We start from the raw sequence: 24,977 nt of genomic DNA, 5'->3' as shown, positions 1-24,977 counted from the left end.
TTCAGGAATCAGGGAGGTAGCGCGTCATAAGCGACGCGAACACGGTTCCCTTTCCTCTTGATGCTCAGGACTCGTATAACGGAGATCTCGGACAGAGACCGCACGTGGGTTCCGCCGCAAGGTATCGGAGGGAAGTCCCCGATCTGGATCGCTCGCGAGCTGTACGGATCACCCGTCACCTTGACCTCGATGGGCTTCGAGAGGAGCTCTCCCAGGCGTGTCGAGAGCTCTGCGGCAAGCCCATAAAAGCTGGAAGCTTCCGCCTGACCCTCGAACTCGACGCGCGCTTCTCCTGGCCACTGATGACCGGCCACGGCGGTCAATCCAGGCTGAAGGCTTTCCAGCACCCCGGCGATCAGGTGCCCGGACGAATGATAGACCGAATTCAGCCTCCTCCCGGAAAAGTCGACTGCAAAGCCGTAGGTTCCTCCGACGGACAGCCCAACGAGCGAGTCCACGAAGTGGTCCACCATGCCGCCGTTGTGAGCCACGTGCAGCACGCGCGCCGGACCAATGGTCCCTCGATCCGACTTTTGACCGCCTCCCTGAGGGTGGAACCAGGTCTCAGCCACTCGGACGACGGGGCTCTCACCTGCGATGAGCTCGGTCACGACGACATTCCCTGTCGCATCGGCTCGCTCCAGATAAACCCTTTTTGTGCTAGACTCCATCTCCCGCCTAGCTCCACATCATCAACGTCTGGTTGACGCCCTGGCTTGCCACGAAGCAGGACCAGGTAACGCGCTCGCCTTGGCGGGCGTTCTCGACCGCATGGACGAGGTTCGAGTTGAACAGGATCAGCTCTCCCGTCCTGGGAGAAATGCGGACGGGATCGTGTGCCAATACAGCTCCATTAACCCCGTAGCTTCCTTGGACTCCCGCTCGCTCGTACTCCTCTCGGGACAGCGACATCGGCCAGATCAGCAGGTCACCACCGTCCTGAGGCATCTTGAGGTAGATATTCGCCGCGAATTGCCCCTCAATCCTCTCAGCTTCGTCAACCCCCGGCGCGTCCCAGGCGAGGACATCTTGATGCGGCTCGGCGCCCACTCCTGCACCGAAGAAACGAGCCAACCCGACGAACATCTTCTTTCCTTGCAGGGTTCCAAGCCTCGATCCACTCGGCCAGATCTCGTCGAGAACGAGGCGCAGCTTATCGATCGGGCTGAGGTATGGTTCGCAGCAGGACCGCATTTCGTGGATCCATTCGACGGCCTTGGCGTAGTAAACCCTCCGAAGGTGCGCCGACGCGACAGACTCAAAGAACGCTTGGCCGACGCGGGCGATCTCGGGCGCGTTCATATATTTCCCATACATATCAGACCTTCGCATCCGGGCAGCAACCTGGAGACCGATATCCTCCGGATAGAAATTCGGGACGCGCAGCGCAACGACCTCGCCATCCATCAACGCGACGAGCCCTTCTCGATTCAGCGGATTCGAAATCATTACCGCGGGTTTCATGTGCTCCCCCCAGTCCTGTTTCTGCGTCCGACATCGGCGTCGGCCTGGGATATTGTAAACGGGAGCCGGGGAAGACTCTCTTCCCGTAACGTTCCGGGCGAGGTCCCCGCGAGGAGCTGGAACGGAGCTAAACGTTCGATTCACCGCAGAGCTCGTCGTGTCTTCAGAGCTCGTCCGGCACCGCTGCCGCGCGCGCTCTCTCCGCTGAGCGCATACCATCCGAGTGGCTCGGCATCCGAGCCCAGCACGGAGCCCGCAGCTCCCTGACATTGGGCCCGGACATCGGGTGCTTCAGAGGCTGACCTACTCGTTGGTTCGGCTCTCGCGGCTTGGGGTCCAGGTCTCCTGACCCATGGTCCAGCCGGAGGCCCACAATCGCGGATCGCGCTCTGCCATCGCTGCACCTCGCCCCTCTTGGCGTCCTCTCTGCCATTTCCGGACCAACCGCGAGCGTGCGACCGATGCCCGCGCTAGGCTCGGCCGCCGCTCCGGGCAGCCACGCGGACAAGGAGACCCGAGCGCGAGCGAAGGATGCGTCGTCCCCGATCCCCCCTCTCCCCCCGATCCGTGATCCCTGCCCTGCTCGTGCCGCTCGCTTGCGGCGCGGGCGCGTGCTCCGGCGGCTCCTTGCGGGACGCGCCCGCACAGACCGGCACCGCGGCGCACGCGCCCGGCATCAGCCCGGCCCCCGCCTCGGAGAGCGCGCCCTCGACCGGCGCCGCCGCGATCGCCCTCGCCAGCGTTGCTCCCCCCGGGCGCACGCCGCTCGGCACGGCGACAGCACAGCCGCTCTCGTTCACGATCGAGCCGTCGCTCGACCGACGCTCGGTGCTGTTCCTCTCCAAGCTGTCGTCGGATCGCGCCGGCTGGGTCAGGCGCCTCGACGCTGCCACGGGCGAGCTCGGACCGCCGCACCTGCTCCTCGACGAGGACCTCGCCGGCGCCCGCTCCTCCCCCGACGGGACCACCACGCTGCTCACCTCGCAGGGCGGCGAGCTCTGCGTGACCGCCATCCTCCCCGGCGAGACCTCGGCCGCGTCGCGCACGTGCGCCCCGATCCGCGCGCACGCCATGGCCGCCGTGGGCGAGCGCGTCGCGCTGCTCGAGCTCGCCGAGGTCGCGCCGCGCGACAGCTCCACGACGCCGGCGCAGCGCGCCGCGCGCGAGCGCTCCGCCGACGCGAAGCCCGCGCGCAAGGCCCCGGCCCGCAAGGCGACGGCGTCGAAGCCGAAGCCGGCGGGAAAGACGTCCGGCGCGAGCGGCAAGGCAACTCGGAAGAAGAAGCGCGGCGAGCATCGCGGGCGCGAGGGGCGGCCCACGAAGACCGCACGCTCCGCGCCCCGGCCGAAGCGGCCGGACCCGCTGCCGGAGGTCGAGGTGCGGCTCCGATGGGTCTCGCCGTCCGAGGGGATCGCGGCCACGTCGTCCCCCACCGGGCTGCGCTTCCGGCCGCCGCTCGACGGCATGGCGCTGATCGACGCAGGCGGGCGGCCGGGCGCGATCGACCTCCTGTACTACGCGGCGAGCTCGAAGAAGACGAGCGCGTCGTGGCTCGGGAGCGCGCAGATCGCCTTCGCCTCGCTCGGCGAGGACGGCAAGCTCGATCCGAGCCGGCGCGCCGTCGTGGTCGAGGGGGATCTCGAGTACGGCGCGCTGCGCGGCCACCAGGATCCACGCCTCGTGACGACGAGCGCAGGCGCGGTGGTCGTCGACGTCACCGGCCGCAACGGGGCCTGCCAGGCGACGCGCGTCGCGCCCTCGCTCCAGCGGCTGCTCGCCGGCGCCGCGCCCAGGGCCGCCTGCGCCGTGGATCCGGCGCGCCTCGCGGACGCGACCTCGGTCACGCCGGCCGAGATCGGCGCGCTCGAGCGCATCGCCGCGAGCGGCGCCCGGCGCGCCGCGGGGCAGCCGCGGTACGATCCCGGGCTCGCCGCGTGGGCGGGAGATCGCGCGTACTTCCAGACGATCGCCGGCGGGCTCTTCTCGGCCTCACGCGCCGACGGGCAGCCGCGCCGCGAGCCGGATCCGTTCCCGGCGCGGCGCGCGCGCATCGCGTGGGGCGCGCTCGCCACGGACGGCGAGGGGCTCGCCTTCGCCGCGGGGCAGCTCCACCGGCTCGACGCGCGCGGGCAGGTCGCCGCGGCGGCTGCGCCGGAGGGCCTCGGCGCCGCGTCAGCCGGCGACGCGCCGGGCACGCCGCCCGGCGCGCCGGGCACGCCGCTGGGCGAGCCGGAGCGCCCCACCGACAGGCGGCGCGCCGCGCGCATCGGGGCGTCCTGGTGGCTCGCGAGGACCGATGTGGTGCGGCTCCTGCCCGAGCCCGTCGTGGTGCCCGCGCTGCGGGGGCGCGCGCACGAGGACAGCACGGCGCTCGTCGGCGGCCGCGAGCGCGGGCTCTTCCTCGAGGTGCTCGGCGACAGGCTCCAGATCACCGGGATCGACGCCTCGGGCGCGCTCACCGCGCTCACCGCGCTGGGCGCGCTCACGCCCGGCGCGCCCCCGCCCGCCGCGCCCGCGCCCGCCGCGGCAGGCCGCGCGCCGCCCGCGCTCGCCCTCGAGTCGCCGGTGCGCGCGGGGTTCGACGCGTGCGAGCGCCGCGGCGGCGGAGCCATCGTCGCCGGCGTGAGCGCCGCGAATCCGCGCAAGGTCGTGGCGCTGTCGATCGACGCGCTCGGCCGGCCCGGCGCGGCGCGCGCGACCTCGCTGCCGCTCGTCGAGGGCGATCTCGCGGTGCGGCTCGTCGCCCTGCCCGGCGGCGGCGCGCTGCTCAGCGACGCGGCCAGGCGCCACGTGGTCTGGCTGGACGACGACGGCGCGGAGCTCGCGTCGCAGCCGTGGCCGGCAGACGACACCGGCGCGCTCTGCGTCGACGGGCAGCCCGCGCGGCGCGCCGTCCCGGCCCCCGCGCCCGGGGCCTTCGTGACCGTCCCGGAGCTCGCCGCGCCCGGCGCCTGCGTGGTGGGCGACACCGTCTGGACGTCCGACGGCAGCCTGCGGTGGTTCGGGAGCGCGGTGAGCGGCCTCGACGCGCAGGCCGAGGCGGGCGTCGCGCGCCCCGCGCTGCCCGCGAGCGCGGGCGCGTCGGTGCGCCCGGCCGCGGGAGCGCCCGCGGACACGCCCGCCCCCGCCGCGCTGGGCGCGCCCGCGTGCCCCGCGGACATGGTGGCCGTCGACGGCGGCCGCTTCTGCATCGATCGCTTCGAGGCGATGCTCGTCGACGGCGCCACCGGACAGGCGCTCTCGCCCGACTACCCGTCGACCCCGAACCTGCTCGAGCTCACCCTCGCCGACTGGTCGACGAGCCTGCGGCGGATCGGCGACGTCCACGCGCGCGCCTTCCCCCTGCCGCTGCTCGCCGGCTGGCAGCGCGGCCGGGCGATCGCCGCCCTGGCCCGCTCGCGGTCCGGGGTGCGGCCGAGCGGCTACGTGACCGGCCTCGTGGCCGAGAGCGCCTGCGCCGCGGCCGGCAAGCGGCTCTGCTCGGTCGATGAGTTCGTCACGGCGTGCCGCGGCGAGGACGACACACTGTACCCGTACGGCGACACGTTCGAGGAGGGCGTGTGCAACGTCTTCCGGCCCGCGCACCCGGCCGCCATGCTCCATGGCAACGCGTCGATCGGCCACCTGGATCCCCGGCTGAACCGCGTGCGCAGCGCCCAGGAGCCGCTGCTCCGGGAGACGGGCGGGAGCCCGCGGTGCAGGAGCCGCTGGGGCAGCGACGCGGTCTACGATCTCGTGGGCAACCTCGATGAGTGGGTGAACGAGCCGGACGGAGCGTTCGCCGGCGGCTTCTACGCGCGCTCGACCCGCGCAGGCTGCGAGGCCCTCGTCACGGCCCACCCGAGGAGCTACCTCGATTACTCGACCGGCGTCCGGTGCTGCCAGGACGGCGCCGCAGCCCCGACGACAGCGACGGACGCGCCGCCGGGGGTCCCAGCCGCTCCCACCGGCTCAGAGCCGCGGCCTCCCGGGCATCTGCCGCAGCATCCCGGTCACGGCGAAGGCGGCGGAAATGACGAGGAGCGCGGGGGTCCACGGGTGCACGGACAGCACACCGAGCACGGCGAGCAGCCAGGTCATTAGCGAGACGAGCACCACGCTCCAGAGCACCACATCGGTCCAGCTTCTCATTCGTCCCCCTTTCGATGAGGGTTCGTCCACGGACGAGGCGAACGGCGTGCCACGCCATCGCTGACGCGCGGTCCCACGTGCTAGGTTGGGCCGTGATGAGCGCGTCATCCTCCGCAATGGAAAGCGATCTGGAAAACCCGACGGAAGAGCACCGGATGCTGCGGCAGATGGTGCGGGATTTCGCCCGTGAGGTCGTCGAGCCGCAGGCCGACGAGCATGACCGGAACGCCACCCTGAACGTTCCCCTGATGCGGCGGCTCGGCGAGCTCGGGCTGCTCGGCGTGACCGTGCCCTCGGAGTACGGGGGCGCGGGCATGGACGCGGTCGCCGCGGTGATCGTCCACCACGAGCTCGCGAAGAGCGACCCCGGGTTCACGCTGGCCTATCTCGCCCACGCGATGCTGTTCGTGAACAACTTCTTCCACGCCGGCAACGACGAGCAGCGGGCGCGGTACCTGCCGAAGGTGCTCTCCGGCGAGTGGATCGGCGCCATGGGCATGACCGAGCCGACGAGCGGGACAGACGTGCTCGGCATGAAGACGTTCGCCCGGCGCGACGGGGATCGGTACATCCTGAAAGGGCGCAAGGCGCTCATCACGAACGCCCCGGAGGCCGAGATCTTCCTCGTCTATGCGACGATCGAGGGCCGGGTCACGACCTTCGTGGTGGAGCGAGGGTTCCCCGGGTTCTCGACCGACGAGAAGACCCCGAAGATGGGAATGCGGGGAAGCACGATGAGCGAGCTCCTCTTCGACGACTGCGTCGTGCCCGCCCGGAACGTCCTGGGCCAGGAGGGGGGCGGCATCCGCAACATGATGAGGAACCTCGAGCTGGAGCGCCTCACGCTCGCGGCCATGAGCCTTGGAATCGCGGACCGCTGTCTGGAGATCATGATCCAGTACGCCGGAGAGCGGCGGAGCTTCGGCAAGCCCATCGCCGAGCACGGGCAGATCCAGCGCTATATCGCGGAGAGCTACGCCAAGACCGAGGCGGCGCGCGCCCTCATCTACACGGTGGCGCGCAGCGTCAGCCCCGATCGGAGGAACCGCCTCGGGACGGACGCGGCGAAGCTCTTCGCCGCGCCGGTGGGCAAGGAGGTGGCCGACAACGCCATGCAGGTGCTCGGCGGCTGGGGGTACTGCACAGAGTACAAGGTGGAGCGGTTCTTCCGCGACGCCAAGCTGCTCGAGATCGGCGGCGGCACGCTCGAGTCGCACCAGAAGAACATCACCCGCGAGCTGATCGGCCGTATCAGCTGACGCTGTCCGGTCGCACCGCAGCGCTCGCCTGGGATCGGCGCGCGTGCGTGCGTGTGTCGAAGACGGACCCTTCAGGAAAGGCCGAGTTCGTACCGGCGATCACCGTGTGTCGCGAGCGGTGGATCCTGTCACGCCGCGGTCGCGAAAAGTCAGCGCTGGGTTTGCGGTCCGGCCACCGAGACGCCACGCGCTTCGATCAGCATGGCCATCCATGGATTGGGGAGATCTGGCGACGGTCGCGCCGACGGCGCTGTCATCCACCATCTACGCGACGATCCAATCCTCCTTCCTCTGGAGGATCGCGCGGCACCGGCTGGGAGCGCCGCGCGACACGCCGCGGCCGTCCGGGTCGACCCCCTTCGTCAGCATCCTTAAGCCGGTCGCGGGCGTCGACGACGAGCTCGCCAGCAACCTCGCATCCTTCGCCCGGCTCGATTACCCCAATTACGAGATCGTCTTCGGCGTCGCCTCGCGGGAAGACCCGGCGGTGCCGGTGATCCAGGCCTTCATCGCGGCGCACCCCGAGGTGAAGGCGCGGCTCTGCCTGACGGACCCGAGCGCGGCGTTGAACCCGAAGGTGGCGCAGCTCCTCGAGCTCACGCGCAGATCGGAGGGCAGCGTCCTCGTCATCTCGGACGCAAACGTGTGCGTCCGTCCGGATTACCTCCGCTCGCTGCTGTCGATCTTGATGCGGCCCGGCGTGGGGCTCGTCTCGAGCGTGGTCGTTGGCACGGGGGAGCGAACGCTCGGCGCGGTGGTCGAGAACGCGCAGCTCGGGGCGTTCATCGCGCCCGGGGTCGTCGCCGCCTCCGAGCTCGCGGGGCGCTCGATCAGCGTGGGCAAATCGATGGCGATGCGGCGGATCGATCTCGAGCGGGTGGGAGGGTTCGAGTGTGTGGCCCACGTGCTGGCCGAGGACGACATGCTCGGACAGCGCTTCAGCGCGTGCGGGTTCGTCGTCGATCTCTGCCTGGATCCGATCGAGAACCGCAATACGAGCTGCTCGCTCACGCGCATGCTGGACCGGCACACCCGCTGGGCGAAGATGCGGCGCGCGCTCGTTCCACGCTGCTTCGCGGTGGAGCCGTTCAACTCGCCGCTGCTCATCGCGTGGCTCACGTTGCTGCTCAACCCGACGGGCCTCGCGCTGGAGGTCTGGCTGTTCGCCTGGGTGCTGCAGAGCCTGGGGACCTTCCTGGCCCTGAGGACGCTGCGCCCGGCGTGCTCCAACCTGGCGCTTGTGGCGGCGGAGCCGCTCCGGACGCTGTGCTGGTTCTTCTGCTGGCTGAACGCGTATTCGAGCCGGCGGGTCGCCTGGCGGGGCAACGCGTTCTACATCGGGGCCGGGACGGCGCTGGTGGCGGCGGACGAGCCTTCCTCCGTGCGATCGCCGGCCAGGTAGCGGGGAGAGGCGCGTCAATCAATCGATGGGGGGCTCCGGGATCTCCGGTGGGACGAGGAAGAAGATCTTTCGGGTGCTGAGCGTGGTCACGCTGTCGCCGGTGACGACGATGTTCGCCGTGAACACCTGCGGCTCCGTCGTCGGAGGCACCGAGACGTTGTTCTTGGGGATCACGTCGAAGCAGACCGTGGGCCCCGGGAATACGTTGGTATAGGTGTCCGCGACGCTGTCGAGGTTCTTGTCGATGACCTTGAGCCCGGCGGTGCAGGGCTCAGGGGCGCTGTTGTTCGCCATGATCTTGTCGATGAACGCGCTCACCGCGTCGACCTCGTCGGTCTCGTCGTCCGCCGCGGTTGCCGAGATGTCGAGCGTGACGTAGGTCGTGAGCACCTTGATCGCCTGCACGACAGCCAGGTTCAGGCCGGCGCCGGTGCCGGAGACCTGGAACACGAGCGGGCACTTGCCGTTCGCCACCGTCACGCCGCTCCCGTTCTCGCCGGTGCAGCACTGCTCGATCGCGCACTGCGGCGGGCGCATGCCCGCGGGTCCCCACGCCGCCGGCGGGACCACCGATCCGGTCGCCAGCGCGCCGGCCGTGAGGTCGGCCTGCGCCTCAGCCGAGTCGGAGATCGTCGTCACCATGCCGATGAGGCGGCCTCCCAGTCCGGTCACCTCACGCAGCGCCTGAGAGTGTTTCGGCGACTCGATCCCAGAGTAGTTGTACTGTGGGAGCGTCCCGTTGTGGCTCGGCACGTCGGTGATCATCACCACGATGGGCAGGGAGCCGGTACGGAAGCCCACGCCGCCGAGGGGCCCGACCTCCTCACCCGCCGGGATCATGCCCGGCAGGGCGCTCAGCGGATTGAACATCGGCACGTTGGCGCGGCCCGCGCGCGTGCCCACCCCGGTGGCGATCTGATGAAGCGCCTCCCAGCCGCTCTCCGGTCCATCGTTGCCGCCAGCCGCCGTGAGGCTGTCCACCGCCTTTTGCACCGATGCGCGCCCCTCCGGCGTGAGGACGCTCATCACCCGGTGAGCCAGGTAGAACGGCTGATCCGCCGAGGCCCCGTACGGGTTGGTCGGGAAATCCTTGTAATGAGTGACCCCGATGCCGATGCTCGGGATCTCCTCGGCGAGCTGATCGATCATCTCTTGGAGCGATTCCCGCATGATACCGATCTCGCCGTTCATGGAACCGGTGGTATCCATCGCGAACACCACGTCGGCCTGCGAGATGTCGGTCGAGAAATCCAGCGTGTCCTGCGCCGGATCCGGGCCGCCCTGATAAGGCACGATGAACACGAAGTCCCCGCTGGCCCGCGGGTTGTCGAGGTCGTCGTTCGGGTTCGTGCCGGCGGCCACCTCGATCAGGTCGTTCACGCCGTCATCGTCCGTGTCGGCGCTCGCGGTGCTGGACTCGCCCGGGTCGAGCACGCCGTCGCAGTTGACGTCCTCCAGCCGGTCGAGCAGACCGTCGTTGTCGCTGTCCAGGTCGAGATAATCGCTGCCGCCGTCCGCGTCGCTGTTGATGGGCGGCTTCTCGGGCGGGCCATCGCCGCGCTCGACGGAATCGGGCCGACAGTCATTGTCCGAGTCGAGATCGCGAAACGCCGGGATCCCGTCGCCGTCGGCGTCGAGCTCTCTCTCGAACCGATCCAGGATACCGTCGTTATCGGAGTCCTTGTCGCGAAAATCAGGCCACGCGTCGCCGTCGGTGTTCACCGGATCGAGCGGGTCCGAGCCCAGCTCGGTCACATCCGGGAGGCCGTCGCCGTCGTCGTCGCGGTCCGCATAATCTGGCGTTCCATCACCGTCGCGGTCGCCGTCGCCGTCTTCCTTGTCCGATCGCCCGTTGTCGTCAGAGTCCTTGTCGCGGTAGTCGGGCACCCCGTCGCCGTCGCTGTCGGGCGGCCCCGATTGCCCCGGGAGGGCAGCGCCCTCGACCTTGTCGGGCAGCCCGTCGCCGTCAGAGTCGGTGTCCTCGAAATCCAGCAGACCGTCGAGATCGGTGTCGACCCCCTCGTCGCGCCCCTCATCCGCGTCGTTGATCCCATCGCGATCCGTGTCCGAGACCGGCGGCTCCGGGTCCTCCACGGGCGGCGGCGGTCTGTTCTCCGACGTGGCGTTGCAGCCGATCGGCACGGAGAGCAACAGGCAGCAGAGCAGAGGGTGAAGACTGCGACGCATAGGAGCTCCTGCGCGAATGTGGGTGCGAAATCCTAGACGCTTTGCGCAAGCCGGATCAACCGACATTCCATCACGCGCCGTGGCTCTCCGCCCGTCATCAACCGCAGACGGATTGCCGCGCAGAGGTCACCGCAGAGCGGCGGCACGCGCACCTGCGCAGCCGCGGCTTCGATACCGTCACAGCGGCACGCTGCACAACGGCACGCTGCACGGCGCCGCTCGCCTCGAGCCGCCGCCGGTGGTCGAGCGCCGCGCCGGACGTCAGGGGAGCTTCAGGCGCGGCACCAGGACGGTGACCGCTTCTGCCGGCGCCTTCTCGCGGTAAGGGCAGTGGCGGCACTTGGAGTTGCAGCAGTATCCCCGCTTCAGGTGATACGCCTCTGTAAAAACAACCCGGCCTCCCTCGAGGTAATAGTCTTCGCCTTCGACGGCCTTGGGAGGCTTCGGCCCGCGCATCTACCCTCGATCAAGCTACTCCGAAAGGTGCCCGCGCGCCATCCGGCGCGCCAACGTCGCACGGCGCGCCGGCGCCACGACGCCCGCCCGCCACCCGTGCTACGCCTGCGCCGCCCACCGCTGCGCCGGCGGGTCCGCCCGCGATGCTCGATCGATCCTGCTCGAAGCTCCTCCGCGCCCTGCTCCCGCTCCTCGCTGCGACCGGCTGCGATGGCTGCCCGAGCTCCAGGCCTTACACGCCCTACACGCTCGGCTCGGCGACGCCCTCCGGCTCCCCACCCCCGCTGAGCGGCGTCGGCCCTGGCGCGGCGGGCGCCGGTCCCGAGGCCGACGCCGGCGCTCCGGACGCCGCCGTGCCCCGGTTCGCCGTCGTGCCGGGCGTCCCGGCGCCGGAAGGCGGCAAGCGATGGCCCCTCGAGGGCAGCGCCGTGGTCGCCGCGCCGACCGGGCGCACGTTCGAGACCGGGCTCCTCCTCGACGTCGACGGGGACGGCGCGCGCGATCTCGTCGCCTGGGCCCGGTCGCCCGATGGGCTGCGCGGCGAGCTCCTGCTCGCGCCCGCCGCGCGGCCGCAGGCGCTGCGCACGCTCGCCGCGCTCCCGGGCGATCTCGACGCGCAGGGGTGCACCCCGCGCGTCGGCCTCAGCCAGATCGGCCCCTCCGCGCTCACCTTCGATTTCGCCCCGCAATGCGGCCGCGCGCAGCGCGGCGGCGCCGGCGCGGGCGCCACGCGCTGGATCGCCGTGATCCGCCTCCCCGGGTCCGCCGCGGGCGCGGACGCGCCGCCGGAGCTCGCCCTGGAGCTCCGCCTCCGCACGCCGCCCGCGGAGGAAGCGCTCTCCGCCTCCCTCGAGATCGCCGACCGCGACGCGGACGGCCGCGACGACCTCATCGTCTCGGTCGGAATCGAAGGCGCCCTGCGCCCGTTCCCGGCCCCCGCCGGCGCCGCCTCCGAGGTCCGCGCCCCGCTCGTCTTCCTGGATCGCCCCGCGGGCCTCTCGCGCGACGCGGCGCAGCCCGGCGAGACGCTGCGCGCCCTCGCCGCCTCCCTGCTCCGGGACGCGCGCGGCAAGTCCACCGCGCCGTCCGTGGCCGCCTCCGCCGCGCGGCTGCGCCGGTTCCACGCCGCCCTCTGCGCCGACGCCGAAAGCGGCGCCGGAGCGACCACCGGCCGCGACGCCACGCGCGCCGGCGAGGCCCTCGTCTGGACGGGCGCTGGCCCGGTGCGCTGCGGCGAGCTGGGGCTCGCCGCCGCCATCGATCACGCCGAGGCGGTCGCGGCGTCCACGCGAGGCGCGCCGATCGCGGCCATCGCGGCGCTCGACCGCGGCGGCGCCGAGGCTCGGACAAAGGACGAGGCCAAGCTCCTCGCGAAGCTCGCGCCGCCGGCGACCGCCACCGCCGTGTACCGCACCGCCGCTGCCCCGCAGCCGAGCAGGGCCGGCGCCTTCGGCTCGCTCGCGTTCGAGGCGAGCGGCGCCCTGCTCGTCCGGACCGCGCAGGGCGTCGTCCGCGTCGACACGGCGACCTCCACCGAGTCCGCGACGGACGTCCCTCCCTGGCCCGCCGCCGTCCACGCAGGGCCCGCGGAGCTCGTCGCCGTCGAGCGGCGCTGCGACGCGCCCACGTTGCTCGCGCTCTTCCGCAGCTCGCCCGATGCCGTCGGCGAGATGGAAGTCCCCCTCCCGCTGCTCCGCGGCCAGGGGCCCCGCGCCCGGCCCGGCGCGGCCGCGCCCGAGCGCTGCGCCGGGACCGAGCGCCTGCCCTTCGTCCCGCTCGCCGCGTCCGAGGGCGGCTTCGACATCGCCCTCGGCGCCGCGCTGATCTCGATCGACCTGCGGGCCGCCGCGCCGGCCGCGTCCGCGCTGTCGTTCCCGCTGACCACGCCCGCGCCGCAGGGCGCGGCGCGATCGCCGGACGGCGCCACGCTGGCGGTCCCCGCCGGCGGCGGGCTCCTCGTGGCGAGCGCGGGCGGCGCCCCGCGCCTCTGGACGGGCGGCGATCTCGCGCAGGCGACGGCGTGCGCGCCGGCCAACGGGGGCGCACGCGTCGCGTGCGTCGTCGGCGCGGCCGCCGTGATCTTCGAGGCGAAGTGACCCCCGCCGGCCCGTGAGCCCCGGGGGTCAGCCGAGGGTCAACCCTTGTTGACGCGCTCCAGGTACTTGCCGTCGGTCGTGTCGATCTTGATCCACTCGCCCTCCTTCACGAAGAGCGGGACGTTGACGGTCGCGCCCGTCGACACCGTGGCGGGCTTTGTGGCGCCGCTCGCCGTGTCGCCCTTGACGCCCGGCTCGCTGCTCACGATCTGGAGCACCACGTGCGGAGGCATGCTGACGCCGATCGGCAGCCCGTTGAACAGGGTCACGTCGATCGACATCCCGTCGCTCAGCCACTTGGAATCATCGCCGATCTTGTCGCCGGGGACGGTGAGCTGCTCGCCGGTCGCCGGGTCCATGAACACGAAATCGGTGCCCTCCGGATAGATGTACTGGAGGCTGCGCTCCTCCACGTCCGCCGGCTCCAGCTTCTCGCCCGATTTGTACGTGCGCTCGAGCACCGCGCCCGTCGCCATGTTCCGGATCTTGACGCGGGTGAACGCCTGCCCCTTTCCCGGCTTGACGAACTGGAAGTCGATGACCGAGTAGGGCTGGCCGTCGACCATAAACTTGAGGCCTTTTCGGATGTCGCTTGTGTCCATGGGGAGAGCTTCCTGGTAGCGTAAGGGCGGCCTGTCGGCGAGGCCGGGGATCCGCGTCCGCGGCCCCCTGGCGCGGCTCGGGGGTCCGCGTCCGCGGCCCCTTCCACGGGTCGGGGGTCCGCGAACGCGGCCCCCTTAGCACGAGCACAGCCTCCTGCACAGGGCGGGGTTTCAGGACCTGAAAATGCACGACTTCGACGACGAGCTCAGGGAGATCAAGCGTGAGATCGTGGAATCCCGTGGGCTCATCATCAAGACGAACAACCTCACGAACGCCCTCGCGGCGGATCTGAAGAGCATCTCCAAGCGCCAGATGGCGTACGAGCGGCGCGCCTTCTGGAACAGCGCGAGCGCGAACCTGCTCTTCGTGATCGTGGTGATCGGCGTGGTCAAGCTCGCCTGGGACGCACGCGTGGACGCCGTCCAGGCCGAGACCAAGGGCGCGCGCGACCGCATCGCGAAGCACGAGGCAGATCTCAAGGAGATGCAGCAGCGGAGCGACGCGCGCGCCAAGGCCGAGAGCGACGCCGCGGCGTTCTACGAGCTCATCCGCGCCGAGCGGCGACAGGAGGTGATCGAGGGCTTCGAGGCGCTGCGCAAGGCGCCGCTCACCCGGGCCGAGCTCGCGTTCTTCACGGACTCGGTCGACAAGGCGCGCTCGGAGCTCTCGATCAAATCGTACCAGACGGGTCTCGATCACATGCGGACGGGCCGCTGGCACGAGGCCGCGGTCGCCTTCGAGGACGCCATCCGGCAGAAGGAGACGGCGTCGCACACCCCGTCGGCCCGCCTCAACCTGGCGCGCGCCTACCGCAGGCTGAACCGGCAGCGCGACGCGATTCCGCTGCTCATGACGCTGTCCGAGGCGTCGCCCGATCGGGAGGTCATGGACGACGCGACCTTCCTCCTCGCCGAGTGCCTGCTCGACATCCAGGCCTGGAACGACGCGAAGACGACCTTGCGGTCGTTCATTCGCCGCTTCCCGGACAGCGCGTACATCAACGACGCGCGCCTCGCGCTGGCCGACGTCTCGCTCCGGCACTGACGCGCGCCGCCGCGCTTGATCGACACCGCGCGCCCCCCGCGCGAGCGCGGCGCCGGCCGGTGGGACGGGCTCAGGGGCGGCGCCACACGTCGATCTGGCGCGGCTCGTCCTTCTTCTCGAACCAGCTGGAGCGGAGCTGCCGGCGGAGGCCGGACGCGAACAGGCAGTCACGGAACGCTTTCTGCTCGAAGGTCACCGCGCTGTGCGCGAGCGGGACCTGGATGAAGATGGCGCGGCCGTCGAGGAGCTGCTTGCGCGTGAGCTCACCCGGGCGCCGCTCGTGCAGGCAGGCGACCCCCTGCGCCTCGAGCGCGCGCGCGAGCTCGAGGTTGAGCCGCCGCACGTCGCCGGCGACGAAGTGGCTGACGAGCTTGTGCCTCTCCCGCCCTGAGCTGCCCTTCCGCTCGAGCACCCAGTCGCGGAACGCGTCGACCTCCCCGTACAGCGCGTCGAACAGGTACACCTCGTTCACCTCGCAGCCGCCGTGGCGGAGGCACGCGGCCGCGACGCGGTATCCGCCCGAGTGAGCCGACAGGCAGAGCGTCCCGAGCCTCGCCTGCCGCGGGACGGCAGCGTCGCCGAGCGCCCGCCGCGCCGAGGAGGTCGCGAGCACCGACGCGAGCTCGCCGCACAGCCGCCGGAGGCCGCCCTTCTGCCCGAGCTTGCCCGGGGGCGACTCCGCCGCGTTCACCGCGCACTGCGGCACCACGAGCACCGCGTTCTGCTTGCTCTCGTGCAGCTGCTCGCGGAGCTTGTGCGCGGCGATGGCCCGCTCCGCGGTCGTGACGTGACCGTGGAAGTGGACAACGAGGTCGAGCTCCTTGCTCTCCGGCGCGCGGTAATACGACGGCACGAAGACCATCGCCGTGGCGTCCTGGTAGGGAGCCCCGTCGCAGGGAAATGGCGCGTGCGTCAGCTCGATCTTCAGCGTCACGCCGATGTCCGACGTCTCGACGGCCCTCACCTTGGAGGCCGCCCTGGCGAACGCCGGCGCCGGCTCCCAGAGCCCCGGCGCGGCCAGGGCGCCGCCCGCCGCGCCGAGCGCCCGCAGAAAGGCCCGACGGCCGAGCGCGTGTGTTGCGAATCGGGACATCCTGACGACCTCGTCCCGCGCGTACCACCACCGCTCGATCCGGGCCAAGAAGTCAGGTTTGGCTGACCGCCGCGGAGCTCACCTGCGCGAGCAGGTCCTGGATGCGCCGGACGAGCTTCGCCGGCTCCTGCACCACGCCCTCGACGAGCAGGGCCTGGTCGAGGAGGAGCTCGGACCACTGCTTCACCCGCTCCGAGCCGGGCTCGCGCCCCGCCAGGATGTTGAGGTTCTTCACGACGGGGTGGCCCGGGTTGAGCTCCAGGATCCGCTTGGACTCCTCGGTGCTCTGGTCGATTTGCTTCATGATCCGCTCCATGTTCGCCCCGAGGTCCCCCTCGGCGGCGACGAGGCAGCTCGCGCTGTCGGTGAGGCGCCGCGAGACGCGCACGTCCTTCACCTGATCGCCCAGCGCCGCCTTGACCGCCGCCACGGCCGCGTCCACCGACTCCTCCGGCTGGTCCTTCTTCTCCGGCTCTGCGCCGAAGTCGACGTCGCCGTGCGTCACGCTCTTCAGGCGGCGTTTGTCGAACTCGTTCAGCACCTTCACGAACCACTCGTCGACCAGATCCACGAGGAACAGCACGTCGTAGCCGCGCTTCCGGAACGCCTCGAGGTGCGGGCTCTGCTCGACCGCCTGGCGGCCGAGCCCCGTCATGTAATAGATCTCCTTCTGCGCCTCCGGCATCTTCGCCACGTAGTCCCGGAGCGAGATGAGCTTGCCGGCCTCCGTGTTCATCGACTCGAACCGGCAGAGCTCGACGAGCGCGTCCTTGTTCTTCCAGTCATCGATGGCGCCTTTCTTGATGAACCGGCCGAACTCCTTCCAGAAGGCCGCGTAGCGCTCGGGATCCGACTCGGAGAGGTCCTTCAGCGACTTGAGCACCTGCTTGACGATCTGCTGCTCGATCTGGGAGAGCGTGCGGTTCTCCTGGAGCATCTCGCGCGAGACGTTCAGCGAGAGGTCCTCGGAGTCGACGACGCCGCGCAGGAAGCGCAGGTAGATCGGCGTCAGCTTGTCGCAATCCTCGACGATGAGGACGCGCTTCGCGTAGAGGCGCACGCCCTTGAGCTCGTTCTGGAACCTGGCGTCCGGCGCCTTCTCGGGCACGTAGAGCAGGGCGTGGAACTGCACGGGCGCGTCGATCGACAGGTGCACCGTGAGCAGCGGCTTCTCCCCCTCGTGGCCGCCGGTCACGTGCCGGAAGAACTCCGCGTGCTGCTCCTCGGTGATCTGCGACTTGGGCAGCGTCCAGAGCACGGCCGAGCGGTTCGCGACCTCGTCGTTCACCTTGATGGGGAAATGAACGAAGTCCGAGTACTTGCGGATGATCTCCTTGACCCGCCACGCCTTTGTGTACTCGCGCGCGTCCTCCTTGAGGTGGAGGACGATCTTCGTGCCGGGGTGCTCGCGATCGCCGGGGGCCACGGTGAAGGAGCCCGCGCCGGACGAGCGCCACAGGACGGGCTCCGCGCCCGGCAGCATGGAGCGGGTCTGCACGTCGACGCGCGAGGCGACCATGAACGCGGCGTAGAAACCGACGCCGAACTGACCGATGAGCTGGAGCTTGCCGCCGTCCTTCTTCTGCTTGGCGGCCTCGGCGTTGGCCTTCAGGAACTCCAGCGACCCCGAGCGGGCGATGGTGCCGAGGTTCTGCACCACCTCGTCCCGCGTCATCCCGATGCCGTTGTCCTCGATGGTGAGGGTCCGGGCGGCGTCGTCGAGCGTGATGAGGATCGCGGGCTCGCCGGCTTGTTCGGCGACGCCTTCGCGCGTGAGGGCCAGGAAGCGGGCCTTGTCGAGCGCGTCCGAGGCGTTCGAGATGAGCTCGCGGAGGAAGACCTCCTGGTTCGCGTAGAGCGAGTTGATGACCAGCGCGAGGACCTGCTGCACCTCGGCCTGGAAGGGGAGCTCGACCGCGCCGGCGGCCTTGGCCTCGTCGGCCGGGGTCGAGGCGGGCGTCTCCGGGCCCGGAGCCGCACCCGAAGGCTCGGCAGAGGGCGTGGAACTGCTGGTTTCGGGGTTCGGGCTGTCCGTGTTCATGTCGGCGACCAAATGGATCCGATTTTCGAAAGGGCAATCCCCCGGCGCGCCGCGGGGCGCTCCCCGGAACGCGCCGCGGTGTGTCGCCTCGCTCCGCGCTCACGCTCCACGGCCTGCTCGGGGCCCCGCAGCGCCCCCCTGGCGAGGTGAGGGCTCACCGGGCCCCGGGTCGACGCGTGCGCCTCGGTCGGGATCTGCGCGCCGGGTCGTCACGTTCAGGTCGCTGTATGCGATCCCCACATGCCTTTCCGGCTTTTCTGACGGGTAAGGGTTTCTTCAACAGGGCGCCGGAGCTAGATTCACCGGCGTTGTACCCATGCCGTCGGGGAGCTCTGTTGTGGTAGCACTTCTCCGTCCAGTACTCCGTATCCTCCCGGCAATCGGGGTGCTGGCGCTCGCGGGGTGCGGCGATCGGGGCAAGGCGGCCAACGAGGACCTGAAGCGTCCGCCTGCTGTGCTCCAGTTCGAGGGTTATCTCTACGTCTCTCCCGAGACGAGCGATTTCAAGATCCTCGAGCGCGTGCGGGCGCAGACTCGCTCGGTCTTCCCGGGGCTGCGGAGGTCCCGGGTGATGGTGAGCCGGCGCGAGGTCCAGGGCGCAACCACGGACAACTTCGTCAAGGAGGCCGTGACCGTCGTCGACGCCGCAGGGAAGCGCACCCTCGCCCTCCGCATCCGGTACCGCTTCGTGGCCCGGCCGGAGGTCGCGAACAGCATCGACGCTCGCAAGGAGATCCCGCTCGCGCTCCTGAACAGGGAGGACGACGCCGTCGCGGAGCGCATCAACGAGGAGTGCACGGCGCAACCCGACCGGAAGAGGGGGGGCTCCAGCGCCGTCGCCCTCGACTTCGACCCGTCCCTTCCGAGCTGCAAGGCCGCGATGGCCGCGGAGCAGGCGGCGATCGACGCGGCGCGCGCGAAGGTGCCCGAGGTCGCGGGCGGACCGCCGGCCTCGGCCAAGGACACCGTGGTCCCGATCGAGGAGGTGCTGCGCCTGTACATCCCGACCCAGGTGACGGTCGAGCTCCGCGAGCGCAGGCCGGGCGAGATCGCGCCGCGCTTCGTCCCGGTGGATCGCCCCGAGAAAGAGGACGCGCGGATCGCGACCGCGGCGCCTCCCGGCGCCGAGCACCCCGAGGGGCTCGAGCGGGCGGCGGTGATCATCGATCCGGATCTCAAGACGCAGCGGACGCCCGAGGAGCGGGCGATCGCCGAGGGCACCCTGCTGCCGGCGATGCCCGCGAACGGCGGCACGGGCGCCGTGAGCGACGGGCGGCGGCTGCCCGAGGTCGTGAGCCCCGCGGTGGCCCAGGCGCAGCAGCGCAAGGTCGAGCCCGCGCCCGCGAACGAGCGCTTCGAGATCCCGTTCGAGACGCTGACCGACCCGAAGTTCCTGGTGGTGTGGCTGAGCCTCTTGATGGCGTATCCCATCCTCCGGGGCGATCCGCGGAAGAAGCGCTGACGCCCCGGGCGCCGCGGCGATATCGCCCTGGCCGCGCGCTACGATGCTCGCATGATGCTTTCCCTGATGAAGATGTTCGGCCTCGCGTTCGTGGAGACCACGACCGAGCGCGCCCGCCGGGGCCCCGCGCGCCCGAGCTGGGGCTTCGGCTTCGAGTGGGTGGTCCGCTTTCTTCGCCGCGATTTCAACCATGTGCTCGACCGGCCCTACCCGGAGGTCAGGGCCGAGCTCGACGCGCGCCCGTACTCCCGGAAGGCCGTTCGGCGCGTGAAGCGCACGGAGGACACCTTGAAGGGCGTCCCCGCGGTCTGGTTCGAGCCTCCGGGCGCGGCGTCGCGAGGCGTCGTCCTCTACCTCCACGGCGGCTCGTACCTGTTCGGCTCCACGCGGACCCACGCGGACCTCATGGCGCGGCTCGCGCTGGCGAGCGGCGTCCGCGTCGTGGGCATCGACTACCGGCTCGCGCCGGAGCACCGCTATCCCGCGCAGCGCGACGACGCGCTCGCCGCCTTCGATGCGCTTGTCGAGCGCGGCCATGCGCCGGGGGAGATCGCGCTCGCCGGCGACTCCGCGGGCGGCAACCTCGCGCTCGTCACGCAGCTCGCGCTGCGCGACCGCGGCGCGCAGGCGCGCTGCGCCGCGCTCATCTCCCCCTGGCTCGACCTCACCGCGAGCAGCGCCTCGGCGATCGCGAACGACTCGACCGATTACGGCACCCGGGAGGGCCTCTTGCGCCAGGCGCGCGATTTCGCGGGCGCGACCCCCCTCGACGATCCCCGGCTGTCGCCGCTCCACGCGCGCCTCGACGGGCTGGCCGCGCTGTTCATCCAGGTCGGCGACGCCGAGCGCCTCCACGACGAGGGCCAGGAGCTCGCGCGGCGCGCCCGCGACGCGGGCGTCGACGTCACGCTCGACGTGCTGCGGGACATGCCCCACAATGGGCCGGTGCTGGCCGATTATCACCCCGAGGGGGCGCGGGCCACGGACAGGCTGGGCGCGTATCTCCGAGCGAGCCTGTCGTCGGGCGCCCGCGTGGACGACGCTGCCTGAGGGCGGGCTCGCGCCGGGCGCGCGGGGCGAGGTGATTGCCGTGAGCGGGCGGCGCGCGTAGGGGATCGCCCTGTGCGGCTCGCCTCGAGGGCCCCACGGAGGAGACGATGACCCCTTCCCAGGACCTGGTCGAGCTGGCAGAGCGGCTGGCGGACGCGAGCGGCGCCGTGATCCGGCGCTATTTCCGCAAGGGCATCGAGGCCGACGACAAGGCGGACGCGAGCCCTGTCACGGTGGCTGACCGCGAGGCCGAGGCGGTGATACGCGAGCTGCTCGCCGCGCGCGCCCCGGGCCACGGCATCGTGGGAGAGGAGCTCGGCCGCGAGAACGAGGGGGCGGAGCTCGTGTGGGTGCTCGATCCCATCGACGGGACGAAGGCGTTCATCACGGGCAAGCCGCTCTTCGGCACGCTCATCGCCCTGCTGCACCGGGGGCGGCCGGTGCTCGGGATCATCGACCAGCCCGTGATCGGCGACCGCTGGCTCGGCGTCCTGGGCCGGCAGACGCTCTGGAACGGCCAGCCCGCGCGCGTCCGCGCCTGCGCGGGGCTGCCCCTCGCGCGCCTCTCCACCACGGGCCCGCAGTACTTCCCGCCGGCGAAGGTCCGCGCCTTCGGGGAGGTCGCGTCGCGGGCCAAGCTCGTGAGCTACGGCGGGGATTGCTACCAGTATGGGCTCGTGGCGAGCGGCAGCATCGATGTGGTCGTCGAGTACGGCCTCAAGCTCCACGATTTCGCGGCGCTCGTCCCGGTGATCACCGGCGCCGGAGGGGTGATGACGGACTGGGAAGGGCGCCCGCTCGACGCCGCGAGCGCCGGCGACGTGGTGGCAGCCGGCGACCCGCGCGTCCACGCCGAGGTGCTCGCCGCGCTCCGCGCCGGCGATCCCCGGCAGGGCGCGCGCTGACGCGCGCCGACGTTGGAGCGCGGGCGCCTCACGCCCGGAGCCCTCGGAGCTGGAGGGCGAGGGAGCTCTTCAGCACGGGATCCAGCGCCGCGCCGAGCGTCACGAAGCCGCTGAGCCAGGACAGGAGCGCCGCGAAGTAGAGGGCGAACACGTTGTGCGCCGCCGCGAGCGGCTCGATGTCGCCCGCGACCTCGCCGCGCGCCTGGGCGTCGCGCACGAGGCCCGCGATGCGGTGCAGGAACGCGAACGTGAGGGCGTTGAGCCGCTCTCCGTTCGGGCCCGACGCGCCGGGGAAGGCCTTCACGAACGCCTGCGACACGAGCGGCTGCTCGCCGTACATCGCGAACAGCCGCTGGAACACGTGGAGCAGCTGAGGGAGCAGCGGCTCCTTGCGCGGCAGCGCCTCGAACGCCGCGTCGACCGCGGCCGCGAGCCGGTCGTGCATCACCATCATGAGCAGGTCGGCCTTGTCGCGCGCGTGCACGAACACCGTGCCCGTCGCGACCTCCGCGCGCTCCGCCACCGCCTTTGTCGTCGTGTCGTCGTACCCGAGCTCGGTGAACAGCGCCCACGCGGCGTCCCGGATCCGCCGGCGGGTGTCGAGCTTCTGCTGGGCGCGCCCGCCGCGCTCGGGCGCCGGCATGACCGGCGCCGGCGCAGCTGGCGCGGCCGGCGCGGCCGGTCGCCGCCGGCGTTTCGTCGAGCCTGTACTGACCTTGCTCATCGACCGGGCAATCTGTTGCCACAGATGTTCCCGCGTCAAGCGGCGATCACCTTGACAGAACGGGCCCGAAGAATGACCATGGTCAGTGACTAAGGTCATCGAACGAGGGTGGTGCCATGGCGCTGGTGCATTACGACGAAGGCCTCACGATGCGGGAGGCGCGGGCGATCTACTTCGAGGTGAACCGCTTCGGCGCGGACGGCGGGTACGGCGACGCGTGGGTCGACTTCAAGCTCGGTCCGCTCCCCGTCCCGTTCCCGAACACCCGGGCGCGCGTGCGGGCCGTGCGTTACCACGACCTGCACCACGTGCTGACGGGCTACGACACGAACGCGATCGGCGAGTTCGAGATCGCGGCCTGGGAGCTCGGCGCCGGCTGCAAGGGCTTCGCCGCGGCCTGGCAGCTCAACCTGGGCGGCCTCTTCGCGGGGCTGCTCTCGGCCCCGCGCCGGACGGTCCGCGCGTTCTTCCGCGGCCGCCGCAGCGAGAGCCTGTATGGCCGCCCGTTCGAGCAGCTGCTCGAACGAGAGGTCGGCGAGCTGCGCAGGGAGATGCGCGTCGATGAGCCATCAGGTTCAGGTTCCGGCCCGGCGGCGATCGACGTGCTCTGGCTCGCGCTCGCGAGCCTCGCGGGGCTCGTGGTCGGCGTCCTCGGGTTCGCGACAGCGCTCGTCGTGGCGCCGATCGGGATCGTGAACCTCGCGCTGCGCCGGCACCGCGCGCGCAGCGCCGCGGAAGCCGGGGCCTGAGGCGAGGAGCACGCCGGCCCTGACAGCGCCGGTAGGCCCCGCTGCGGCGCCGCAGGCGTGCCTCACAGCGACGCCACGACCCAGCTCGCGGCAGCGGCCCTTCACGAAGGGGATGCCGACCGACCCGGAACGCCTTCCCCGTCGGGGCAGGAGCCTGCCGGCGTTCAACCCCCGAGCAGATTACGATGGCTCAACGAACCTCCAACACCTTCTCGCATACTCCACCACCACCTTCGCGACACCATGCTCAATCGATGACACCTCCGCGCGAATAAAATCGCCCTTGAGAGGCGCACCGGAAGCAAGAACAGTATACGGGCCGTCATCGGACAGACCTCTACCACCATCAAGCTTGATGATGACGATCGCCCCGTCGCTGCGCATGCGCTCCAAGATCGGGAGGACCGCATCGATTCCTCTCCACTGCGCTGGGACCGTGCTCAGGCCAAGGTGGCTCGCTACCATTGGAATGAGCCTGTAGTCATCTGTGGCCATTAGAACCCTCGCAGCCCAGCTGCGATTTCCTCGAAATGAATGTCGCGAGCGCCTTCACATTCTCGTCGCCGAGGAACATACCTGGACGCACGCTCATGCGCTTCAGAAGCGAGCGCAACCAAGGATCATTGGGCGGAAATGGCACCGTAACCTCCTGTAAAAACGCAGCCTCAATAACCTTACGAATGGGGTTCCGAAGAATTCTGAACCGCCAAGTTCGTCGACAAACTCCGAGTACGGTACGCCACCGGGCCTAAGAATGCCTCGCGCACAGCAACCGTGCGCCCTTCCGGCCGCCGGCCCGTCCCCCTGGCGAAGCTCGACGCGCGCCCCCCGGCGCGTCCCGCCCTCCCCCGCCCCAGCTTGACCCGGCCCCCGCGACGCACGAGGATCCGCCCCGTGCCCCAGCGAAAGCGCTACCTCTTCGTCTGCGTCAACCGCCGCCCGGACGGCGTCCCCAAGGGCTCCTGCGCTCAGCGCGGCGCCGAGGGCATCCACGCGCAGCTCAAGGCCGCGCTCGCCGAGCGAGGCCTCGCCAAGGTCGAGGCGCGCGCCTGCTCCTCGAGCTGCCTCGACGTCTGCTGGGCGGGCCCCGTCGTCGCCGTGGAGCCGGACGGCTACTTCTACGGCCGCGTGACCCCCGCCGACGTCCCGGAGATCGTCGACGCCCTCGCCTCGGGCCGCCGCGTCGAGCGGCTCGTGCTCCCGCCCGAGGACTACACGGAGGCGACGGCGGCCCCGCCGCTGCCGGCGCCGCCCCGCGGCGCGCCCCCTAACGCGTGATGGGCGGAGGCGTGATGCGCGGCTTCGAGTTCTGCGAGACCATGGCGGGGAGCTTCCACCTCGTCGACTCCCCCGCGGACGAGCGGCCCATGTCGTTCACGATCCGCGCGCGCTCGCGCGGCCTCCTCGCCTTCCTGCGCAAGCCCGAGGTCGAGATCGAGGGCGAGATCGACGCCGAAGGCTTCGCCGACCACCGCTACCTCTCCGGGCGGCTCGGCCTCGACGTCGCGCGCACCGGGACCCTGCCCTACTCCTTCGAGTTCACCGCCAACGACGGCCGCCGCTGCGCGTTCGCCGGCCGGAAGACCGTGCGCCCCGGCGATCTCATGACGTCGATGACCGTCCTGCCCGGCGTCCTCGTCGGCGACGGCGGCGCCCTGATCGGCGAGGCGCTCCTCCGCTTCGATCTGCGGAGCGATCTGCTCCGGTTCCTCAGGAGCTTCCGGGCCACGAGGTAGCCACCATGCAAAGGATCGAGCCCGCAGACACCGCGGTCATCGTCGTCGACGTGCAAGAGAAGCTCGCCGCCGCGATGCCGGCGCCCCAGATGGACGCGCTGATCCGCGCGGCCACGGTGCTGATCGAGGCGGCGCGGCGGCTCGGCGCGGCGGTCATCGCGACCGAGCAGTACCCCGCGGGCCTCGGCCGGACCGTCGCGCCCATCGCCGAGCGGCTCGCCCAGGCCGGCGCGCCCGTGATCCCCAAGATGGAGTTCTCCGCCTGCGGTGCCCCCGAGTTCGAGCGCGTCTTCGCGTCGCGCGCGCCCCGCGCTGCCGTCGTCGTCGGCGTGGAGGCGCACGTCTGCGTCTTCCAGACCGTGCGCGACCTCGCCGCGCGCGGCGTCACGGTCCTCGTGCCGCTCGACGGGGTCGCCTCCCGCCGCGACGATCACCGCCTCGCAGGCCTCGACCTCTGCCGCGCCGCAGGCGCCACCATCACCACCGCGGAGACCGTCGTCTTCGACTGGCTCAAGGTCGCCGGGACGGACGACTTCAAGCAGCTGTCGAAGCTCATCCGCTGACGATCCCACGGT

At 71.2% G+C, this 24,977-nt stretch carries 20 protein-coding genes; 12 read left to right on the top strand and 8 right to left on the bottom strand.

Annotation, left to right across the window (positions count from 1 at the left end; genetic code table 11):
* Window positions 1-8 precede the first annotated feature (8 nt).
* Both WME90_RS48305 and WME90_RS48300 read right to left on the bottom strand, forming a co-directional pair.
* Window positions 9-671 (bottom strand): alanyl-tRNA editing protein, encoded by a 663-nt coding sequence (locus WME90_RS48305; protein WP_437278889.1) that lies wholly within the window; start codon window positions 669-671, stop codon window positions 9-11.
* A 7-nt stretch (window positions 672-678) separates the two neighbouring features.
* Window positions 679-1,464 (bottom strand): 2OG-Fe(II) oxygenase, encoded by a 786-nt coding sequence (locus tag WME90_RS48300; protein WP_437278888.1) that lies wholly within the window; start codon window positions 1,462-1,464, stop codon window positions 679-681.
* Between the two features lie 567 nt (window positions 1,465-2,031).
* On the opposite strand from WME90_RS48300, the gene WME90_RS48295 reads away from it, so the two are divergent.
* The 3 genes from WME90_RS48295 to WME90_RS48285 all read left to right on the top strand — a co-directional run bounded on the left by WME90_RS48295 (window position 2,032) and on the right by WME90_RS48285 (window position 8,256).
* On the top strand, window positions 2,032-5,547 hold the full coding sequence (locus WME90_RS48295; RefSeq protein WP_437278887.1) for a hypothetical protein: 3,516 nt from the start codon (window positions 2,032-2,034) through the stop codon (window positions 5,545-5,547).
* A gap of 143 nt (window positions 5,548-5,690) precedes the next feature.
* On the top strand, window positions 5,691-6,854 hold the full coding sequence (locus WME90_RS48290) for an acyl-CoA dehydrogenase family protein (protein ID WP_437278886.1): 1,164 nt from the start codon (window positions 5,691-5,693) through the stop codon (window positions 6,852-6,854).
* 211 nt (window positions 6,855-7,065) lie between these two features.
* Window positions 7,066-8,256: a glycosyltransferase gene (locus WME90_RS48285; protein WP_437278885.1), complete on the top strand. Its 1,191-nt coding sequence runs from the start codon at window positions 7,066-7,068 to the stop codon at window positions 8,254-8,256.
* Between the two features lie 18 nt (window positions 8,257-8,274).
* On the opposite strand, the gene WME90_RS48280 is transcribed toward WME90_RS48285, so the two are convergent.
* Complete coding sequence (locus WME90_RS48280) at window positions 8,275-10,443, bottom strand: VWA domain-containing protein (protein ID WP_437278884.1); 2,169 nt, start codon at window positions 10,441-10,443, stop codon at window positions 8,275-8,277.
* A 261-nt stretch (window positions 10,444-10,704) separates the two neighbouring features.
* Window positions 10,705-10,899, bottom strand: coding sequence for a DUF5522 domain-containing protein (locus WME90_RS48275; protein ID WP_437278883.1), 195 nt, complete (start codon window positions 10,897-10,899; stop codon window positions 10,705-10,707).
* Window positions 10,900-11,042: 143 nt separating this feature from the next.
* Here WME90_RS48275 and WME90_RS48270 point away from each other — a divergent pair, with 143 nt between their 5' ends.
* Window positions 11,043-12,995 carry a hypothetical protein gene (locus WME90_RS48270; RefSeq protein ID WP_437278882.1) on the top strand — a complete coding sequence of 651 codons (1,953 nt, stop codon included), beginning with the start codon at window positions 11,043-11,045 and terminating at the stop codon, window positions 12,993-12,995.
* Window positions 12,996-13,033: 38 nt separating this feature from the next.
* Here WME90_RS48270 and efp read toward each other — a convergent pair whose 3' ends face one another.
* Window positions 13,034-13,597 (bottom strand): elongation factor P, encoded by a 564-nt coding sequence (gene efp / locus WME90_RS48265; protein WP_437278881.1) that lies wholly within the window; start codon window positions 13,595-13,597, stop codon window positions 13,034-13,036.
* Window positions 13,598-13,781: 184 nt separating this feature from the next.
* On the opposite strand from efp, the gene WME90_RS48260 reads away from it, so the two are divergent.
* The gene (locus WME90_RS48260; RefSeq protein WP_020742257.1) at window positions 13,782-14,642 is read left to right on the top strand and encodes a tetratricopeptide repeat protein; all 861 of its coding nucleotides are present in this window, start codon (window positions 13,782-13,784) and stop codon (window positions 14,640-14,642) included.
* 70 nt (window positions 14,643-14,712) lie between these two features.
* On the opposite strand, the gene WME90_RS48255 is transcribed toward WME90_RS48260, so the two are convergent.
* Window positions 14,713-15,735 carry a hypothetical protein gene (locus tag WME90_RS48255; protein ID WP_437278880.1) on the bottom strand — a complete coding sequence of 341 codons (1,023 nt, stop codon included), beginning with the start codon at window positions 15,733-15,735 and terminating at the stop codon, window positions 14,713-14,715.
* Window positions 15,736-15,787: 52 nt separating this feature from the next.
* Entirely contained in the window at window positions 15,788-17,776 is a 1,989-nt protein-coding gene (htpG, locus tag WME90_RS48250) for a molecular chaperone HtpG (protein WP_437278879.1), read from the bottom strand.
* A gap of 337 nt (window positions 17,777-18,113) precedes the next feature.
* Here htpG and WME90_RS48245 point away from each other — a divergent pair, with 337 nt between their 5' ends.
* The 3 genes from WME90_RS48245 (at window position 18,114) to hisN (ending at window position 21,193) form a co-directional block, all read left to right on the top strand.
* Window positions 18,114-19,238, top strand: coding sequence for a hypothetical protein (locus tag WME90_RS48245; RefSeq protein WP_437278878.1), 1,125 nt, complete (start codon window positions 18,114-18,116; stop codon window positions 19,236-19,238).
* Between the two features lie 51 nt (window positions 19,239-19,289).
* On the top strand, window positions 19,290-20,288 hold the full coding sequence (locus WME90_RS48240) for an alpha/beta hydrolase (RefSeq protein WP_437278877.1): 999 nt from the start codon (window positions 19,290-19,292) through the stop codon (window positions 20,286-20,288).
* Between the two features lie 107 nt (window positions 20,289-20,395).
* The gene (hisN, locus tag WME90_RS48235) at window positions 20,396-21,193 is read left to right on the top strand and encodes a histidinol-phosphatase (RefSeq protein WP_437278876.1); all 798 of its coding nucleotides are present in this window, start codon (window positions 20,396-20,398) and stop codon (window positions 21,191-21,193) included.
* 28 nt (window positions 21,194-21,221) lie between these two features.
* Here the strand turns inward: hisN and WME90_RS48230 are convergent, their stop codons facing one another.
* The gene (locus WME90_RS48230; protein ID WP_437278875.1) at window positions 21,222-21,917 is read right to left on the bottom strand and encodes a TetR/AcrR family transcriptional regulator; all 696 of its coding nucleotides are present in this window, start codon (window positions 21,915-21,917) and stop codon (window positions 21,222-21,224) included.
* A 116-nt stretch (window positions 21,918-22,033) separates the two neighbouring features.
* On the opposite strand from WME90_RS48230, the gene WME90_RS48225 reads away from it, so the two are divergent.
* The 4 genes from WME90_RS48225 to WME90_RS48210 all read left to right on the top strand — a co-directional run bounded on the left by WME90_RS48225 (window position 22,034) and on the right by WME90_RS48210 (window position 24,965).
* The gene (locus tag WME90_RS48225; RefSeq protein ID WP_437278874.1) at window positions 22,034-22,666 is read left to right on the top strand and encodes a hypothetical protein; all 633 of its coding nucleotides are present in this window, start codon (window positions 22,034-22,036) and stop codon (window positions 22,664-22,666) included.
* Between the two features lie 894 nt (window positions 22,667-23,560).
* Complete coding sequence (locus tag WME90_RS48220) at window positions 23,561-23,944, top strand: (2Fe-2S) ferredoxin domain-containing protein (RefSeq protein WP_437278873.1); 384 nt, start codon at window positions 23,561-23,563, stop codon at window positions 23,942-23,944.
* Window positions 23,945-23,958: 14 nt separating this feature from the next.
* On the top strand, window positions 23,959-24,402 hold the full coding sequence (locus WME90_RS48215) for a hypothetical protein (protein WP_437278872.1): 444 nt from the start codon (window positions 23,959-23,961) through the stop codon (window positions 24,400-24,402).
* A 5-nt stretch (window positions 24,403-24,407) separates the two neighbouring features.
* Window positions 24,408-24,965, top strand: coding sequence for an isochorismatase family protein (locus WME90_RS48210; protein WP_437278871.1), 558 nt, complete (start codon window positions 24,408-24,410; stop codon window positions 24,963-24,965).
* Window positions 24,966-24,977 lie beyond the last annotated feature (12 nt).

Source organism: Sorangium sp. So ce375 (assembly GCF_051473855.1).
In the GTDB taxonomy this organism is placed as follows: Bacteria; Myxococcota_A; Polyangia; order Polyangiales; family Polyangiaceae; genus Sorangium.
This window is presented reverse-complemented; position numbering and strand designations above follow the sequence as displayed.